Origin of the sequence: Haloarcula argentinensis DSM 12282, assembly GCA_000336895.1 — an archaeon.
Classification (GTDB): Archaea; Halobacteriota; Halobacteria; order Halobacteriales; family Haloarculaceae; genus Haloarcula; species Haloarcula argentinensis.
In genome coordinates this window covers 291,359-308,603 of the sequence record AOLX01000015.1, presented here as the reverse complement: position 1 = coordinate 308,603, position 17,245 = coordinate 291,359, and the positions used below count along the sequence as shown (strand labels likewise).

17 protein-coding genes are annotated in these 17,245 nt (G+C 63.9%); 8 read left to right on the top strand and 9 right to left on the bottom strand.

All coding sequences use genetic code 11. From position 1 onward, the window contains the following. The first annotated feature begins 60 nt into the window (after nt 1-60). Nucleotides 61-765, top strand: coding sequence for an SDR family NAD(P)-dependent oxidoreductase (locus C443_RS08270; protein ID WP_005535513.1), 705 nt, complete (start codon nt 61-63; stop codon nt 763-765). Between the two features lie 45 nt (nt 766-810). Beyond that, entirely contained in the window at nt 811-1,677 is an 867-nt protein-coding gene (locus C443_RS08265) for a ZIP family metal transporter (protein ID WP_049943963.1), read from the top strand. Between the two features lie 9 nt (nt 1,678-1,686). Here C443_RS08265 and C443_RS08260 read toward each other — a convergent pair whose 3' ends face one another. The 4 genes from C443_RS08260 to C443_RS08245 all read right to left on the bottom strand — a co-directional run bounded on the left by C443_RS08260 (nt 1,687) and on the right by C443_RS08245 (nt 6,531). Next, nucleotides 1,687-3,087 (bottom strand): PAS domain S-box protein, encoded by a 1,401-nt coding sequence (locus C443_RS08260; RefSeq protein ID WP_005535509.1) that lies wholly within the window; start codon nt 3,085-3,087, stop codon nt 1,687-1,689. A 6-nt stretch (nt 3,088-3,093) separates the two neighbouring features. Then, nucleotides 3,094-4,584 carry an ATPase domain-containing protein gene (locus C443_RS08255; protein ID WP_005535507.1) on the bottom strand — a complete coding sequence of 497 codons (1,491 nt, stop codon included), beginning with the start codon at nt 4,582-4,584 and terminating at the stop codon, nt 3,094-3,096. A 273-nt stretch (nt 4,585-4,857) separates the two neighbouring features. Then, nucleotides 4,858-6,084, bottom strand: coding sequence for an ornithine cyclodeaminase (locus C443_RS08250; RefSeq protein WP_005535505.1), 1,227 nt, complete (start codon nt 6,082-6,084; stop codon nt 4,858-4,860). A 60-nt stretch (nt 6,085-6,144) separates the two neighbouring features. Further along, complete coding sequence (locus C443_RS08245; protein ID WP_005535503.1) at nt 6,145-6,531, bottom strand: hypothetical protein; 387 nt, start codon at nt 6,529-6,531, stop codon at nt 6,145-6,147. A 162-nt stretch (nt 6,532-6,693) separates the two neighbouring features. Here C443_RS08245 and C443_RS08240 point away from each other — a divergent pair, with 162 nt between their 5' ends. Further along, entirely contained in the window at nt 6,694-8,343 is a 1,650-nt protein-coding gene (locus C443_RS08240; RefSeq protein ID WP_005535501.1) for a thiamine pyrophosphate-binding protein, read from the top strand. A gap of 34 nt (nt 8,344-8,377) precedes the next feature. Then, nucleotides 8,378-9,079, top strand: a complete 702-nt coding sequence (locus C443_RS08235) for an SOS response-associated peptidase (RefSeq protein ID WP_005535499.1) — start codon at nt 8,378-8,380, stop codon at nt 9,077-9,079. Nucleotides 9,080-9,087: 8 nt separating this feature from the next. Here the strand turns inward: C443_RS08235 and C443_RS22120 are convergent, their stop codons facing one another. Beyond that, on the bottom strand, nt 9,088-9,213 hold the full coding sequence (locus tag C443_RS22120) for a hypothetical protein (RefSeq protein WP_005535496.1): 126 nt from the start codon (nt 9,211-9,213) through the stop codon (nt 9,088-9,090). 119 nt (nt 9,214-9,332) lie between these two features. Between C443_RS22120 and cysK the strand changes: the two genes are divergently transcribed. Beyond that, nucleotides 9,333-10,259, top strand: coding sequence for a cysteine synthase A (gene cysK, locus C443_RS08230; protein WP_005535495.1), 927 nt, complete (start codon nt 9,333-9,335; stop codon nt 10,257-10,259). Between the two features lie 36 nt (nt 10,260-10,295). On the opposite strand, the gene C443_RS08225 is transcribed toward cysK, so the two are convergent. After that, entirely contained in the window at nt 10,296-10,907 is a 612-nt protein-coding gene (locus C443_RS08225; RefSeq protein WP_005535493.1) for a translation initiation factor IF-2 subunit beta, read from the bottom strand. A gap of 97 nt (nt 10,908-11,004) precedes the next feature. Between C443_RS08225 and C443_RS08220 the strand changes: the two genes are divergently transcribed. After that, nucleotides 11,005-11,385, top strand: coding sequence for a DUF7344 domain-containing protein (locus C443_RS08220; protein WP_005535490.1), 381 nt, complete (start codon nt 11,005-11,007; stop codon nt 11,383-11,385). 10 nt (nt 11,386-11,395) lie between these two features. Beyond that, nucleotides 11,396-12,115: a DICT sensory domain-containing protein gene (locus tag C443_RS08215; RefSeq protein ID WP_005535488.1), complete on the top strand. Its 720-nt coding sequence runs from the start codon at nt 11,396-11,398 to the stop codon at nt 12,113-12,115. A gap of 41 nt (nt 12,116-12,156) precedes the next feature. Here the strand turns inward: C443_RS08215 and C443_RS08210 are convergent, their stop codons facing one another. Continuing rightward, the gene (locus tag C443_RS08210) at nt 12,157-13,284 is read right to left on the bottom strand and encodes a CapA family protein (RefSeq protein ID WP_049943975.1); all 1,128 of its coding nucleotides are present in this window, start codon (nt 13,282-13,284) and stop codon (nt 12,157-12,159) included. Nucleotides 13,285-13,405: 121 nt separating this feature from the next. Between C443_RS08210 and C443_RS08205 the strand changes: the two genes are divergently transcribed. Beyond that, the gene (locus C443_RS08205) at nt 13,406-13,777 is read left to right on the top strand and encodes a hypothetical protein (RefSeq protein ID WP_005535484.1); all 372 of its coding nucleotides are present in this window, start codon (nt 13,406-13,408) and stop codon (nt 13,775-13,777) included. A 38-nt stretch (nt 13,778-13,815) separates the two neighbouring features. On the opposite strand, the gene C443_RS08200 is transcribed toward C443_RS08205, so the two are convergent. Continuing rightward, on the bottom strand, nt 13,816-15,639 hold the full coding sequence (locus tag C443_RS08200) for an L-aspartate oxidase (RefSeq protein ID WP_005535483.1): 1,824 nt from the start codon (nt 15,637-15,639) through the stop codon (nt 13,816-13,818). Between the two features lie 121 nt (nt 15,640-15,760). Continuing rightward, nucleotides 15,761-17,236 (bottom strand): arginine/ornithine antiporter ArcD, encoded by a 1,476-nt coding sequence (gene arcD, locus C443_RS08195; protein ID WP_005535482.1) that lies wholly within the window; start codon nt 17,234-17,236, stop codon nt 15,761-15,763. Nucleotides 17,237-17,245: the final 9 nt, after the last annotated feature.

The window sequence follows — 17,245 nt, the reverse complement described above, 5'->3', positions numbered from 1 at the left end:
CCGCTCCCACCCAACCGGGGTGAGAGCAACGACCTTGTGGCTGGCAGCGGTACCACCGCTATGGTCCCAGCGATGGACAGCGCGACCGCTGTCGTCACGGGTGCGAGTAGAGGTATCGGCGAGCAAATAGCCCATGTGGTAGCAGGTGCAGGCGCACATACGGTCATCTGTGCCCGCGATGCCGAGGCGCTTGAGCGGGTCGAAGCTGCTATCCGGGACGCGGGTGGCTCCGTGACTGCGATTCGGACGGACGTACGTGACGAGTACGACGTGGAACGGCTGGTCGAAACTGCCATGCGGGAGGGAGACGCAATACAGTACGTTGTCGCCAACGCCGGCGTCTACCACGGAACCGCCGGTGAGACGCCGCTCACCGAGGAGTCCTACACCGCCTTCGACGACCACATTCGGACGAACGCTCGCGGCGTGTTCTCAACGATCCGTGAAGCGGTCCCACACCTCGGTTCGGACGCCCGCATCGTCGTCCCGACGGGCGTCGTCGCCCGTGAGGGGATGCCCGGATACGGCTCCTACGCCGTTTCAAAAGCTGCTGCGGAGGCTGTTGCTCGCGGGTTCGCGGCCGATCTCGATACGCCGGTCGGTGCGGTCGACCCCGGACAGGTCGCGACGGACCTCTCCGGTGACGGCGGACGCGACCCGGAATCCGTCGCCGAAATGGTTCTCTGGGCCCTCCGGGATGCGGACCCGTCCACACTGGACGGCGGTGTCCTCGACTGGGGTGACTATCGGTCAGCGACGCGGTGACCGCCACCGATGGGTTTATTGGCAACAGACCGGTGAATGTAGATAATGTCTATTAACTCCAGCTCAGTTTTTAATAACACTGGGCGGGTGTCCACTGCCGGTATCGCGAGCGTTGTCGGCCTGGTGGTCCTGTCAGCCGTCGCAGCCGCTGGCGGGGCGAGTAAGGTTCTGGTTATCTCCTGGGTTGCGTTCGTGGCGATGGGACTCGGCGCGTGGTTCGGTGCCCGGGCCGACGAGACGAACCCCTACCGACTGGTCTGGGGCTACGGGCTTGCGAGCGGGGCGATGGTCACGTCGGCGGCCATGTTCCTCGTCCCGCAGGCGATGGGACTGGGCGGCCAGGCCGGCGCAGCGCGAATCGGCGGCGTTGGCATCGCCGCTGGACTGGTCACCGGCTACGGTACCCACACTATCGGCCACCGGCTGACCCACATCGAGACTTCCTTCGACATAACGACGCTCGCCATCGCCGCCCACGCGCTCTCGGCCGGACTGGTCATCGGGCTGGTCTACGCTTCGATGCCGGAACTGGGCATTCTGCTCGGGCTCGCTATCGTCTCACACAAAGGGCCGGCCGGCTACGCTGCCGCCCGGCGGCTCGGACGTAGCGACAAGTCCGCCACGGCACTGTTGCTCCCCGCGGCCGGTGTTGGTCTGACGGCGATCCCGTCCGCACTGCTTCCGATCCCGGAGTCAGCACTCCTCAACGCAGTCATCTTCGGGTTCGCCGCCGGCATCTTCCTCCACGTCGCGATGGACTTCCTGCCCAATTGCGAGGCCGGCAGCGAAATCGACGAGGTCTGTGAACTGCACGACCACTCCCACGACCTGCTCGACGAACTCCGAACGCACGCCGTCGGCTCGACGGTGGTCGGCGCTGCCGTCATTGTGCTGGCGTGGGTCGCTATCTGACGTTCGCGGTCACCGCACGGGGATCGTCACGGAGATGCTCGTCCCGTCGGCAGCGGTCTGGATGTCGATATCGCCACCGACGTAGCTGATAAGCCAGTACGCGAACCACAGCCCCAGCCCGGACCCGTGTTCGAGCGGCTTTTCCTCCGCTGCCTCGATGACCCGTTGTTCCTGATCCGGGATGCCCGGTCCGTTGTCCGCAATCGTCACTGTCACTGTCGAGTCGTGGCACTCTGTCCTGACAGTGACTTGCGGTGCTGACGCGTCGGAGTGCTTGATACCGTTCTCGATGAGTTCCTGCAACGCCGGGACGACCTTTGCGTCTATCGTGGCTGACAAGCTGGGGCCGACCTCGACGGCGAACTCGGCATCGGGATATGCTGCGGCTAGCCCGTCCGTGATGTCACTGAGAGCGTCTTCGAGTCCGCGCTCGACGTCGTCGGTAAGCGAGTCCGCGAGCAGTTCCTGTACGTGGTGGGCTTTCTCGCTGATATCGAGCAGGGACTGCACGTTCGATTTGATCGTCTCAAGATGGGCGAGAGCGTCGTCGTCATCGACTAACTCTGACAGGATATCTGCACGGCCGCTGATCGTCGTGCCGTTGTTCCGGAGATTGTGCCGGAGAATCCGATGAAAGACGGTGAGCTGTTGCTCGCGCAGCCGACGACCGGTAATTTCGTCCTGCATCCCGACAAATCCCTGAATCGTCCCGTCCGCGTCCTGGATCGGAGCGATAGTCTGGTTGATGATGAACCGCTCGCCGGACTTGCGCTCGTTTACGATCTCGCTCGTCCAGACCTCGCCACGACAGATCGTGTCCCAGAGCCGTTCGTAGAACTGTTCGCCCTGTTCACCGGACTTGAGTATCCGCGGCGTTCGACCGATCGCCTCGTCGGCGCTGAACCCGGTGAGTTCCTCGAACGCCGGGTTCACGTACTCGATGACGCCGTTAGTGTTCGTAATCAGAATCGCGTGCCCCGCGTGTTCGACGGCGTTCCTGAACCGCCGGAGTTCGCTGTTTTGCTCCCTGAGGTCCTCGACGAGGTCTTCTGTGTGGCTACGTCGCGCGAGGAGGTTCGCGATGGTTCGAAAGAGTGCCTGCGTGTCAACTGGCGCTGTCACGATATCGTTCACGACGAGTGGCTGCTCGGCAGCGTCGATATCGGGGAGATCGACCCGTGTCGGCGTCTCCTCACGACGGACCAGAATAACGGGGCAAAACACCGGATCTGCCCGGTGTTTGTACGCCTCTATCGCTTCTCTGTACTTCGGAAACGACGACTCGTCGACGATGTGGAGATCGGCCTCCCGGAACTCGCTGTCCGTGATCGGCGTGTGGTGTTCGGCGACGATGGAGGCGAGTGCGTTCCGGTTACCATCGCCGGCCAGCAGTAGTTGGATGTCGGCCATCGGTGGTTAGCGGGTGGTCGAGCGTCCGTCGCTGTCTCCATGCTGTTCGGGAACGCCCTCGAACACACCGTGCATCCCTGAGACGGGGTCACCGACCTGTAGGCCGTCGGCGGTTATCTCGAACCGGCGAGGCACTGTCTCGAACCCACCGACGCGCTTTTTCAGCGCGCCGACGACGCGCTGGAGTTCGCCCGCAACCTCGATGTAGTTCTCGAAGACGATGTTGTCGGCGAGGTAACTGACGTTCTCGCTCGTCGGTTCGTGCAGGCCCGTCACGTCTCTGCGCTGGTCGATCAGAATCACCGCGGTGTTCCCGCGCGTGAGATGCTGCGTCAGGGCATGGAGCCGTCGACGCAGTTCCACGTCGTCCTGTCCGTGCTTGATCGCGTTTTTGTAGCCCGCGATGCCGTCGATAACGACGAGTTCGGCCCCACGCTCCCCGGCCTGTGTCTTGACGCGGTTTGCGAACTCCTCGGGTGACAGCGCCAGCGACTCGACCTCCTCGACGAGAAGTGTCCCCTCGTCACGCAATCGCTGGAGCGGCATCCCGAACGTCTCACAGCGGTGTGTGAACGTGTCGATCGATTCGTCGAACAGGTAGGCGAGCGCCGGGGACCCGTCCGCCGCTGCGGAGGCCAGGAACTCCGTCGCCGTCGTCGACTTGCCGACGCCGGAGGGGCCGCTGAGAATCGTCACTGTCCCGCGTTCGAGTCCGCCATCCAGAAGCGAGTCCAGCTCTGGGACTCCTGCGGAAAACTGCGTGGGATCGAACGACCGTGTCCGCCGTGCCGGTTCGAGCGCCGGGTAGACCTCGACACCGGACTCCCGGATCTCCATCCCGTGTGAGCCGTCCTGTTGTCCGATGCCGCGATGCTTGCGCAGTCGAATACGCCGGCCTGCCTTCTCGTCGCCGTAGCTGAGTGAGATAATGCCGTCGCTGAGCGACCTGAGCTGGCTGTCCATCTGATTGCTCGGCGTCTTGGTTGCCAGCACGGTCGTCTCCCTGTCCTGTAGAAAGCGCGCGAAGGAGATGACGCGCTTGCGAAACTGGTACTCGGTCGGTTCGAGATATTGGAAGTGCGTGATGGGGTCGATGAGAACGCGGTCCGGGTCGACCCGCTCGATAGCCTCGCGGATATCCGAAATCAGGTGGCCGTCCTCGATGTCTTGGGGCTTGACCACGTCGTACGACTCGGCCTCCTCGAAGAACTCCGAGTCGGGGCCGACGTCGAGAAACGTCGCGTCGCCGATATCGATGCCGAGTTCGGCAGTGTTCGCCAGCAGATCGGCGGCAGACTCTTCAGCGTGAATGAACAGCACGTCGTCATCAGCTTCGAGTCCCGCTTCGAGAAACTGCGTACCAAGCAGTGTCTTGCCGGTCCCGGGCGGCCCGATAACGAGATAAAGTCGCCCTTCTACCAGCCCACCTCTGAGAAGCGAATCAAGGCCAGAGATACCGCTAGAAAGCTGCGTGAACTGCCGCTCGGAAGAGGACATAGTAGGAGTATCGGACGGCCAGTAATAAGCATCTCGCGAGAATACCGGCGTGACAACCGGGGACAGTCCACGGATCATCGATTCGGTCGCCTCGCTTTTTCGCCCACTCGCGTCGCTCGTGGTCGACCTAGTCCTCACTGAGCAACTGCTCGGCCAGAATCGGCACAAAAGTCCACAATCCACCTTTTGATCTTCGGGTGTGCTCCCTGTGGTCGCACACCGCTCGGCAAAAACGTGGGCGAAAAGCGCCCGCTCGCTTCGCTCGCGGCCGTCTCACTCCTCCAGCAACTGCTCGGCCAGAATCGGCACAAAGGTCCCGATGTCGGTGACCATCCCGACTGCCTGTGCGGAACCGCGGTCGAGGAGTTGCGTTACCGTCGCGGGGTTGATGTCGACGCAGACGACCCGGGTCGTCGAGGGAAGGCAGTTCCCGACGGCGACCGAGTGCAGCAGGGTCGAGAGCATTAGCACCATGTCTGCCTCGTGGGCCTGCTCCCGGATGGCGTTCTGGGCTTCGACGGCGTCGGTGATCGTGTCCGGGAGCGGGCCGTCGTCACGGATAGAGCCCGCGAGGACGAACGGCCGGTCGTTGTCGATACACTCGTACATTACACCGGACTCGATGGTTCCGGATTCGACGGCTTCCTCGATGCCGCCCTCGCGAATGACCTCGCTGATAGTGTAGATGTGGTGTTTGTGGCCGTGGCGGGGATGGTCAAGGCTCTCGGTATCCATTCCGAGTGAGGTGCCGTAGATGTCCCGCTCAATGTCGTGGACGGCGAAGCCGTTGCCGGCCGAGAGCATATCGACGTAGCCCTCCCGGACGAGGCGAGCGAGGTCCTCACGCGCCCCGGAGTGGATGAGCGCCGGCCCACAGACCGCCATCACCTTGCCGCCTTCCTTCTTCGTCTCCTCGATTGCGTTCGCGATTTTGCGGATGGTCGACTCAGAGGGTCGCTCCGATGAGACGCCGCCCTGCATGAAGCCGAACGCGCCGCCGGAGTCCCGTGGTCGCTCCGGGGGCTGGACCTTGATGCCGGTTTCGTCGGTGACGACCAGATCGCCCTCCTCGATAGCGTTGAGGACTTTCGTGTAGGCCCGCGGGGAGTCGCCATCCTCGACAACCACGGCGCAGTCCATCTCCATGTCTTCGACCTCGATCCACTCGCCGTCGTGACGGATGTACGTCGGGTGGTTCGTCGTCGAGTAGAACCCGTGCGGGACTACTTGGTCGTCGGGCGCGGGGACGAGCGTGGCGTCTTTCGGGTCCGAGGGGTTGACGCCGTGCTGGTGGAGTTCGTGGACAATCGACTGCAGTTGGTCCTCGTCGTCGGCCTCGACGAGCATCCGGGCGTAGGACTCCTCGTCTTTGTGGCGGCCGATATCGAACTCCTGAACGGAGAAGGAGCCGCCCAGGTCCATGATGATGCCGAAACAGGACTGCATCATCCCGGAGTCGATGATGTGGCCCTCTAGCTCGACTTCGCGAGAGACGGTCATGGCCAAGACATGGAGGCAGGTGTGTAAGACGGTTTTGGGTCCGTACGATCCGGCGGCCGGCTACTGCCCGTCGACGTGTCGCTGCACCGCCCACGACTCTCCTCCGCCCGTCTCACACAAGCGATCAAAGAAGCGCTGTAGCCCGTCGGACTCCGTGGTTGGCAGGACGTGCAGTCGGACCGTCCCGTCGCGGACCGCGACGCGGAACACGTCGGTTGTCTCCTCGTCGCGGACCAGCCACAGCGGCATCGGCAGGTCGTGGAAATCACCGAAGCGGTACGGTCCAGCCTCGAGGATATCGACGACTGTCTCGGCGAGGTCCGGCGTCGCCTGCTCCTGTTCCGGGATGAGTCGGAACTCCGTCCCGCCCTCGTATTCGACCCCGCTTCCGTGGGGAAAGCGCCGCTGTGGGTGTGCGGGGATGCTGAACGAGGGGTCCGTGGTCATCTGTCACGTAGTTGGGCGCTTTCGGATTTAAATTCGCGGGCCATGCAGGGCTTGGTACCCATACTCTTGGGACTGTGGCGGCCCGACGCGGTCTCGGGTCTAGCATGACCGGTGGCGAACTAAAGTCATGAGAGTGAATTGTCTTCGGAGTGAGGAATCAGTATGCGCGTTAGTCTGGCGGTGGTAGACCGTCTCGTCGCGAACGGTATCGATACCGTCTTCGGAATCCCCGGAAAGCAGTCCCTCCCACTGAACGAGGCCATCGGCAATCGGGACGATATCCGCTTCGTCGTGGCACGACACGAAACTGCGGTCTCACACCAGGCCTGGGGCTATGCAGAAACGAGCGGGGAGATAGCAAGTACTGTCGTCGTCCCCGGCCCGGGCGATATGAACGCGATGAACGGCCTGAAAAACGCGCTGAACGACTGCACGCCGCTGGTGCATTTCGCTATCGAAACCGAGCCGGCACTCCGGGGCGGTGATGCGATTCACGAAACCCCACCGGACACCTACGACAACGTCGTCAAAGAGAACATACTACTGAAAAATCCCGAAACGACAGCGGCGACGATCGACCGGGCGGTACAGGTCGCGCAAACACCCCCGAAGGGCCCAGTCAGAGTCGGGCTTCCGAAGAACTACCTGCAGATGGACGTCCCGCTTGCCGGTGCAGGCACATCGTCGGCTCCGTCACCCAGCACCGTCCCGGAGCAAGAGGTTTCGACAGCCGCCGAGCATCTGCTCGCGGCCGAGCGGCCGGTTATCCTGGCCGGCGGTGGTGTGCGAGCGTCGGGTGGGACGGCGGCGCTCCGACGCCTCGCCGAACGACTTGACGCGCCTGTCGTAACGACGTACAAGGGCAAAGGCGTGCTCCCTGAGGACCACGACCTCAGTGCCGGCGTGCTGGCCGGTAGCGCGAGCCCGGAGCTACTGGACTGTCTCGCCGATTCCGATGCTGTGCTCGCCGTCGGCTCCGACCTTGACGCACACGGGACACGCGGGTGGTCTGTCGAACTGCCTGAAACCCTCGTTCACGTCACCATCGACGCCGATGACCTCGGCACGGGCTACGACCCGACCGTCGGCATCCTCGCAGATGCCGCGGACGCGATGACGGCGATCGAGGACAAAATCGCGGCGGCTGACACCGCTCCGGCCTCGAAGGCGGACGGTATCGACCGCGCACAGGCTGTCCGTGCTGCCACTGCGCGTCGAATCGAACCGCTCGTCGACTCGGAACCACCGCTCACCTCCGTCCATGTGCTGCAACTCCTTCGAGACGCACTCCCTTCGGACGCCATCACGGCCGTCGACGCCGGGGGATTCCGCGTCTGGGCGCTGAACACGTTCGAGGCGCACGGACCACGCAGCTACGTCAACCCCGGGTCGTGGGCGACGATGGGAACGGGACTGCCGTCGGCGATTGGGGCACAGCTAGCGAACCCGGACACGCCGGTCGTTGCGCTGACCGGTGATGGCGGCCTCATGATGTGCGTCCACGAGCTTCACACCGCGGTCGCTGAAGACCTCCCGATCACCGTCGTTGTCCTCAACAACGACGATTACGCGATTATCAGCGAGGAGGCGGGGCGCAGCTACGACCTCGACCAGCAGGCGTACGGATGGGACAGGACGCCGATTGATTTCGGAACCGTCGCTGCCGGGATGGGGATGGAAGCGATGCAAGCCGACATGCCGTCCGAGATCCGTACGACGGTTCGCGAAGCGGTTCAGACGGACGCGCCGACGCTCGTCGAGGTCAGGACCGACCCGACGGAGCCACAGGCAAGCGAGTGGATGCGCGAGTAGTGGATTTATCCAGTGGGAACGCCAAGCACAGGTTATGTGTGGTCGCTACAGTCTGTTCTCCCCTCGCGAGGAAATTGAGACGCGGTTCGACGCCGAGTTTGCCTTCGACTACGACCCCCGATACAACGCCGCGCCGAGTCAGGACCTGCCGGTCATCACCGGCGAATCGCCCGGGACAATCCAGCTGATGGAGTGGGGCCTGATTCCGACTTGGGCGGACAGCAGAACGGACCACGGGCACATCAACGCCCGCGCCGAGACGCTGGCCGAGAAACGCTCGTTCGCCGATGCCTACGAGTCCCGGCGCTGTCTGGTTCCCGCTGATGGGTTCTACGAGTGGGTCGAGACGAGCGACGGCAAGCAACCGTACCGCGTGGCGCTGCCGGACGACGACCTGTTCGCGATGGCAGGGCTGTACGAGCGGTGGGAGCCGCCACAGCGCCAGACCGGGCTGGGCGAGTTCGGCGCAAGCGGCGGCGATTCGGGCGACGAAGACGAGATCGTCGAGTCGTTCACGATTGTGACGACCGAACCGAACGAGGCCGTCGCCGACCTCCATCACCGGATGGCCGTCATTCTGGACCCATCAGAGGAGTCGACGTGGCTCCAGGGTAGCGCTGACGATGTGTCGGCGCTGCTCGACCCGTTCGACGGACCTATGCAGACCTATCCGGTTTCGTCAGCGGTCAACAGTCCTGCTAACGACTCGCCAGAACTCATCGAACCGGTCGGGTAGCGACGGCGTTACTCGCTCGGCGTATTCTGGCGCTTGAACTGGTGCAGCATTTTCCAGAGCGTGTCTTCCTCGACCTGGTCTTCGGCGGCGGATAGCTGTCGGTACAGCCCCTCAGAGACGGTAATCTCAGGCATTACTGAGACGATTGGATGGAGACAACATAAGCTTCTGGAGACTCGGAACCGAGTGAATGTATTCGACCCGCAGTATTCGGGGAACCCTGTTACGGGGATCAATCGTCTTCTCCCGGTGTATGCAGTCGTATGCCCAGCGAGATGACGGTACTGTCGCGTCCAGTGTGACTGCGCTCATCGGCGACACGCCGCTGGTCTGTCTCGATAGCTTTGCGGACAATCTGCTCGGCAAGGTCGAAGCGGCGAACCCCTACTCGGTGAAGGACCGCATCGCGCTGTACATGGTCGACGCGGCCGCCGAGTCCGGTGCCCTCCCCGACGACGGAACGGTCGTCGAAGCGACCAGTGGTAACACCGGCATCGGGCTGGCCGCCGTCTGCGCCGCGCGAGGGTACGACTGCGTGCTGACGATGCCCGAATCAATGAGCGAGGAGCGCCGGCAGTTGCTGTCGGGGCTCGGCGCGGACCTCGAACTAACACCAGCTTCCGGTGGTATGAGCGGCGCAATCGAACGCGCGAACGAACTCGCGGACGCCCCGGGCACCGTTCGCGCTCGGCAGTTCGAGAATGAGGCGAATCCGCGAGCACACCGCGAAACGACGGGTCCGGAGATCTGGAACGACACCGACGGCGACGTAGACGCCGTCGTCGCCGGCGTCGGGACCGGCGGCACAATCACCGGCATCTCGGAGTACATCGAAGAGGAGGTCGGCGCGAACCTCACCTCCGTTGCTGTTGAGCCGGAACAGTCCAAACTGCTCTCGGCGGATGACCCTGATAGCCACGACATTCAGGGCATCGGTCCCGGGTTCGTTCCGGACATTCTCCGGCGTGACCTTATCGACAAGGTGCGGACTGCGAGCAAAGCGGAATCTATCGATGCGACCCACCGACTCGCCAGCGAGGAGGGCATCATGGTCGGCATCTCCTCGGGTGCGGCGCTGCACGCGGCGACAGAGTACGCTACCGAGAACCCCGACGAGACGGTGGTCGCCGTCCTGCCGGACACCGGCGAGCGATATCTCTCGACGGATCTCTGGGAATAAGCGAGAACCGTAGTTGCGCGGCGGAGAAAACAGCCCTCAGGCGACTCGGCCGAACGCTAGCGTGCCGCTGATGCTCTCGATGTAGGCTTCGACGACCTGCCCCTCGCGCGCTCCGGAGACGAAGATGGTGTACTTGCCTTTTTCGGCAACGCCGTCGCCCTCGCGGCCGGTGCCGGTGATCTTGACCTCGTAGGTCTCGCCCTCTTCGAGCGTCGGTCGGTCCTGCTGCGTATTCGAACTCGCGCCCTTGGCAACCGGGCGGAACGCACCACAGGCCTGACAGCGCAGCATGTCGACGCCGTCCTCATTCTTGAGGACGGTGTCGGGCAGGCCACACTCGGAACAGGTGACGTACTCGGCGATGTACGCGTCAATAGCGGCCTCGAAATCGCTGGTGTCGAACGAGCCGTTGTAGCGGGCTTCGCCGCCGTCGAACTGGCCGTTGGTCCCGAACTCGCGCTGGATGGCCCGGTGGAGGTGCTGTGCGTCCCGCGAGACCGCATCGGCAATTGTCTCTAAGTTCGTCAGGCGTGTGAACGCCCCGTCTGTCTGGCCTTCCGGGTCCGGAATCGAGAGCCGTTCACCCGCCTCCCGGGGCTGGTCTGGTAGCACGTCGTACGCACGCTGTAGAGCGGACTCGTAGTTCATACATTTTAGACGGTGCTGGCACGTAAATGGATTCCGTCACATCTGTGACTAACTACTGGCCAATGATATTAATACCGAGAGTGGATAATTGATTGACATGGATCAGCACGAACAGCCCGTGGAGACGCCGGGACTCTCGTCCGAGCGGCTCGATACGCTATTACGCGCGCTGGCAGCCGAGCCCCGGCGGATGATATACACGTACCTTGCCGAACACGACTCGGCCTCAATCTCGGAACTCACTGACGTGGTCGTGGGCTGGTCAAGTGCACGTGGCCGAGACACCGACGCCTCCAACTGGGACGATACCCGCACTGCGCTCCACCACCGCCACCTTCCCGTTCTCGATGACGCTGGCGTTATTAGCTACGACGCTGTCCAGCGGACCGCGACGCTGGTGTCGCTGTCGCCATCTACGGCCGAGGTTCTGGCGACGATAACCGATCTGGATGCCGCCGAGACAGACCACGAGGACTGATCGTGGGCCGATGACAGTTCGTACCCTCCTCCGGCGCTTCGAGGACTCGGACGTGGCGATAACTGTGTACGGTCCGCCCGCAACGAAGACTGTGGGCGAGCGGCTGGCAACTCAGGGGATCGACGCCACTTGGCGGAAACTCCCGACCGGACACCAGAACGCGTTTGCCGTCATCCGTCGGGACGGTGTGTTCGCCGAGGCAGTCCCGCTCACAGCGATGGAGACGTTCCTGTGCGATCCGATGGCTGGTATCGGCGACAGCGGAACCCTTGACAGTGACCCGGGCAGACAGCTTCTTCACTCGGCGCTCGCGAACACGCTCCTGTCATCGCTCACGCCGGCACAGTTGCTCGCAACGTCCCACGAGTTCGAAGACAGGGCCTACCGCGTCGGGGCGGGAACCCTTCGAGTGAGCTTCCAGTCACTGTCGATATTCCGCTCGCAGCGCACCCGATACGAGTCGCTTAGCAGCGACACGGCCCTCGACATCCACGTGTACGGACAGGACGACTGGGAGCCGCCGGCGATTCCCGGAATCTCGTTCCATCCGCTCACAGACTCCACACTCGAACAGGTGTGGTTGCTGGCGTTCGACGCCGACGGTGACGACCAGAACAAGTGTGCGCTCGTCGCCGAAGAAACCGAGGACGGAGCGTTTCGGGGCGTCTGGACGTACAACCCACGGCTGGTCGACGAGATCATGGCGGCGGTTGTGGCTGTCGACGAGTAGCAGCCGACGACGAGCCGCCCCGGAAACACACACAGCGGATGCTATGCCGGACACGACAGCGGGATTCGAAGTCCCCGGCCGTCGCGCTCTATAGTCGTTCCGAAGGGCCGAGAGCGTTCTCGTACTGTCTTACGAAGCCACTCAGCCACCGCCTCGTCGGCGTATCCGACCTGTGTGTACGCGTTCTCGACCGGCGTGAGTTCGAGCGCGGCCAGCCGCCCGTCCTCGATGTGCAGTTCGAACAGGAAACTCCGGTCGTTTCGGTAACCGGTCTTGATCGCGTAGTCGTCGACGAAGTTGCCGGTGTCGTACATGATGGGGCGACCGCGGTACACCTCGATACCCTGGACGACGTGGGCGCTGTGGCCATGGACCACGTCCGCACCATTGTCTACCAGCCAGCGGGCGAATGCCTGCTGTGTCTCGCTGGGCTCGGTCACCCAGTTCGGCCCCCAGTGGGCGGTGACGGCGAGCAGGTCCGGGTCGGCGTCACGGGCCGTCGCCAGCGCGTCCCCGACGCGGCGGCGAGTCAGCGGGTGGTTCGGGTCCAGCGGCGCGTAGGCCGTGCCGGGGCTGTCGCCGTCGGCGGCGTAGCTGGGCGACTGATCGGTGACTGCGACAACGGCGACCGAGAGGTCGGCGATGTCGACGACCGCTGGCTCGAACGCGGCATCTCGACTCTCCCCAGCACCTGTCGAAGCGATACCGCCGTCGGCAAGGTGGGCCGGTGTGTCGGTGAGCGCCGCCGGTCCGAAATCGAGCAGGTGGTTGTTCGCCAGTCCAGCACAGGAGACGCCGGCGCGGTCTAGTGCGGCCACTGCCCATTCCGGGCTCGCTCGGTAGTGGAACGTCCGGCCGGGCCGTGGTTCGCCGCGGTCCGAAACACAGCATTCGAGGTTCGCCACCAGCCCGTCGAGTGACTGGAGTCGGTCGAGCATCGACTCCCAGACGGCAGTCGGTCCGTCGGGGTCATCGTGCCAACGTTCGTCGACGCTCCGGCCCAGCATCACGTCGCCGACGAACCCGATGCGTAGCGACGCGTCGGTCGGGACCGACGGCGGACACGCCACGTCCGCGTCGTCGTCGGCACCTAAACACCCTGAAACTGCGGTGAGGCTTCCGAGAGCGGGGCCGCCGCTGGCGAGGACGGTTCGGCGAGTCGGAGCCACAGTAGGTTCACTGTTGACTGCGACCGTCTTGAATTTCGGTGCCGTATAAAGCCACCCGTGGTGTGTCGTATCGAGACACACTCTAGCTGGTTACTTTTGGTTACCGCCACTCTGTCAAGGTATGTCAAGCGATACTACGCGTGACTACGACGCGGACGAGGAGTGTACGACCACGGAGTCGTTCGCCGACCACGGCCTCGACGACGGCAGCGTCCTCATTAGCCGGACGTACAACCGAATCGCGGCGGACGGCGAACCCAAGTTTGAACCGACGCCGGAGTTCTTCGACACGCTGGAGGCAGCGTTCATCTGGGCCTACATTGGGACGATTGACGAACCCGGTGTTCCGCCACACGTCGAAGCGGCTATCGAAGACGCGCGGGAGTTCACGCGCCGGGAGTTCGCTGACGACTCTGATGCGGACCTACAAACGGACGTGATTCCGACGTTCTACCAGCAGATCGCTGGCTTCCACTGCGCTTACCGGGACTGAAAAATACAACCGCTCGGAGGTGGTGGTATGGGTCCGATCTATTCGAGGTGGTGGTAGTCGAGTTCGTACCCCACGTCGACCGCCTCACTGACTTCCTCGCTCGGCTCGGCGACGCCGCGGGTCGTCAGCTCGAGTCTGGTGTCTCCCTGGTCCACGAGGATGTTCCGCTGCCACTCGGGGTCCACGTCGGGCGCATCAGCTCGGTAGTGTGCGCCACGGGACTCGTCACGCTTGCGCGCACCCAGCAGTAGCGCTTCGGCCACCGTGAGGCTGAACGAGAGGTCGACAGCGAGTTCGAACGACAGACTGGTCCGGTCGCCGTCGACGCTGATGTTCCCCGTCCGCTCGCGGAGGTTTCGGAGCTTCTCCAGCCCTGCCGACACCGACTCGTCAGTGCGGAGGATACCAGCGTGCTCCCACAGCAGGTCGCCGAGGTCTGCGAGGAGCTGCTCGGGCGTTTCGTCGCCATCCGAGGCCTCTAGTTCCCGCAGCGACCGGAACTCACGCTCGGCGATAGCGCGCTGTCCATCCGGCAAGGCCCCGTTGCGGTCGTCGCCTGTCACCTGCGCCGCGACGTGGTCGCCGACGAGCGCGCCGATGGCGACCGTCTCCGCGAGCGAGTTTCCGCCGAGGCGGTTCGCACCGTGGACGCCTGCGACCGTCTCGCCGACGGCGTAGAGCCCGTCGACGCCGGTTTCGCCTGTCTCGAAGTCGATGTCGACGCCGCCCATCGAGTAGTGGGCAGTCGGCGCGACTTCCATCGGCTTCTCGGTGATGTCGACGCCGAGGTCCATGAACCGCTCGTACATCCGCGGGAGCCGCGATTTGATGTACTCGTCGTCGCGGTGGGAGATGTCCAGATAGACACCCCCGTTCTCTGTTCCACGGCCCTCGCGGAGTTCCTGCGCGATGGCGCGGGCCACCACGTCCCGCGCGTCGAGTTCCATCTGGTCCGGCGAGTACTCCTCCATGAACCGTTCGCCATCTACGTTGAGCAGCCGACCGCCCTCGCCACGGACCGCTTCGGTGACGAGGCGGCCGTCCCAGTCCTCGCCGTAGCGGTCGCCGACCATCCCCGTCGGGTGGAACTGGACGAACTCCATGTCCATCAGCGACGCGCCGGCGTCGAGCGCCAGCGCCGGACCGTCGCCGTTGTTCTCCTCGTCGCGCGAGGAGTGGCGGTTGTACAGGGCTGAGGAGCCACCCGCCGCTAGGACGACGTGGTCCGACTCGAAGAGGACGAACTCGCCGCTCTCCATGTCGTAGCCGGCCGCCCCGTACACGCGGTCGCCGTCGGAGAGCAGGCGGGTAATCATCACGTTGTCGCGGTAGGGGATTCCGAGGCTCTGGGCCTTGTCGACGAGGGTATCCAGCATCGCTTCGCCCGTGCGGTCGCCGACGAAGCAGGTCCGCCGGAACGACTGCGCGCCGAAGTACCGCTGATTGATCTTCCCGTCTTCGGTGCGGTCGAAGGGCATCCCCCAGTCGTCGAGTTCCCGGATGCGGTCGGGCATGTGCTTGGCCGTTAGCTCGACAGCCTTCGGGTCGTTGATGAAATGGCCCTCGTCCAGCGTATCCGCCGCGTGGATGGTCCAGTCGTCCTCGGGGTCGAGCGACCCCAGCGAGGCGTTGATACCGCCGGCCGCCCACGTGGTATGGGCGTCGCCGTGGTCCCGCTTGCCGATGACCAGCGGTTCGACGCCGTTTTCGGCGAGTCCGATAGCGACCCTCGCCCCGGCAGCGCCAGCGCCGACGACCAGCACTGGGACCGACACCGTCTCGTAGTCGACCGCCGGGCCTGCGTCGCTCGCCCGACCATCGGCGGTCTGCTCGCCGTCAGCGGATGGCTTCTCTGGTGTCATCACTGACAGTAGGCGCTGTGGACTTATCAGGGCTTCGCGCACACGCGCACGCACGACCGAACAGCCTCCATCACAATCCGGTTCCAGTCATCACCCTCTACTGTCGGTAGTGCAAGACCGCTTAGTCTTCGCCAGCGGTCACCGACCCAGTGCCACCGGACTGCACGGCGGGATCGTCGGCATCAGTCCGGTCCGCATAGACGATCTGCCAGCCGGTCACCCCCATGAACAGGAGCACGAGCGGCGAAAGAAAGCCGAAGAAGTAGTACGGTGCGTATTCCAGCGTCGAGACGCCGAGCGTTCCGGCCATGAACAGCCCGCCGCTACTCCACGGAATAAGCGCACTCGTCGTCGTTCCCGACGCTTCGATGGCCCTGGAGAGGTTCTGACTCTTGAGCCCCTGCTCGTTGTACAGATTACCGAGTGTCATCCCCGGCACGACGATGCTCACGTACTGTTCCGCCGCGAGAATATTCATCGAGACGGCGGACACAGCGGTGACGCCCGTGAGGCTCGCGACGCTGTGGCAGAGTCGCCCGAGATGGTGGGAAAGCACCGCGAGCACGCCGGCCCGTTCGAGCAGTCCGCCCAGCGCCAGCGCGGCAATCGCAATCGTCACAATCCACGCGCCGCCGGTCAGTCCGCCGCTCTCTAGGAGTCCGTTCACAAGCTTCATGCCCGTTTCCGGGGCTGTCCCCGATTGTGCCGCTGACCAGGCTGCGCCGAATCTGGTTCCCTGCACGAGCATCGCGGTCCCGACGCCTGCAAAGACTCCCGCTCCCAGCGTCGGCAGTGCGGGGACGCCACGCAGCGCGAGTCCGAAGGTCACGACGACCGGCAGAAACACGAGCGGCGAGACAACGTACGTACTCTCGATAGCAGCCTGAATTGACGCAACGCGGTCCGCGGGGATGGTTCCGGCGGCCCGCAGTCCGAGGCCAGCATACAGGAGGGCGGCAATAGTGAACGCGACGAGCGTCCCGGCTCGCATCGCGTTGATGTGTTCGTACAGGTCCGTGTCTGTCACCGCGGCGGCCAGATTCGTCGTATCCGAGAGCGGGGACTGCTTGTCTCCCGTGTAAGCCCCGCTGAGAATCGCGCCGGCAGTCATCGGTTCTGGAATACCCAGTCCCGACCCGATCCCGATGAGTGCGACCCCGAGCGTCCCGGCCGTCGTCCACGAGGAGCCGACGGCGAACGAGATTATCGCGGAGAGGATCGCCGCTACCGGGAGAAACACTGTCGGTGTGAACAGCTCCAGTCCGAAGTACATCAGGCTGGGAATCGTGCCCGCCTGAATCCACGATGCGATGAGCGCATAGACGGTGAACATGATGAGAATTACCCGCATGCCCATGAGCAGGCTACTGGCAATGCCGTCGTACAGGTCTTCCCACGAGAGCCCGAGATGGTACCGGGCGAACAGACCGGTGAAGGCAATCCCCCAGAACAGCGGGAACTGTGGGTCTAAGTCGAAGGCAATGAGGCCCACGCTGAGGAACACGATCATTCCCGCGATCGGCACGAGTGCGGCACCCAGTGACGGCCGCTCAGACGGGTCGATCTCGTCGAACAGCCGAGGTTCGAACTCGACCATCACTGACCC